This window comes from Neisseria sp. P0021.S007, from assembly GCF_051956855.1.
This window is the reverse complement of sequence record NZ_JBQCXA010000581.1, coordinates 1-668: the sequence shown is the minus strand read 5'-3', so window position 1 is coordinate 668 and position 668 is coordinate 1. Positions and strand designations below refer to the sequence as shown.

Here is a 668-nt window from a genome sequence, read left to right as displayed (position 1 = left end):
TTTCGGATGAATCGCAATATTTTTCAATTAAATCATGTAATGAGGCATTTGATTTTTTGTATGGTTTATTTCCATTATGCAAAAGTGATAATGCACGTTCTAATTTAAGAGTATATTTAGAATGGATTTTTGAAGATGGATTTAAATGGAGCGATGGTATATTTAGGATAGATATGTTGAATGAAAAAAACAAATCTTTGTTTTTGGGGCTGACGTAGATTAGTAGTATGGAAATTTTTGTCGCGTAGGAATATGCCGCCCAGACTTGCAAGCAACGCTTCCATCAGGTAAAAGAGTGTATATTGAGTACGATCGAAGCACTTCATCGCGCGGAATACCACACGCAGATAGAATATTCAGCAATGATAAAGATGCTATTGTTATTTTAAGGACGTTAGATTGATTATGAATAACCCACAGTTTTTTTTACAAGATCATAAACCTCATACCACTCATTTGTGTTTCTTTAAAATTCCATTTAATGAGATGGTGTTACGCTTTGAGCAAAGATTGCAAGAGCTTGGTCTAATATGGGGGTGGACGGTACATCATCAAAAAGTATCTGATGAATTAAGTTTGTCGGATAAAATTAAAATGTTGGAACCTTTTGCGCAGAGATACCCCAATAAATATATTATTTTAGAGACTGCTTCTGAATGGTGCTTATA

2 protein-coding genes are annotated in these 668 nt (G+C 33.8%); both read left to right on the top strand.

What is annotated here, in order from left to right:
- On the top strand, nucleotides 1-218 hold a 218-nt coding region (locus tag ACTHUR_RS14745), incomplete at its 5' end, for a hypothetical protein (protein WP_440399341.1).
- A 181-nt stretch (nucleotides 219-399) separates the two neighbouring features.
- On the top strand, nucleotides 400-668 hold a 269-nt coding region (locus ACTHUR_RS14740), incomplete at its 3' end, for a hypothetical protein (protein WP_440399339.1).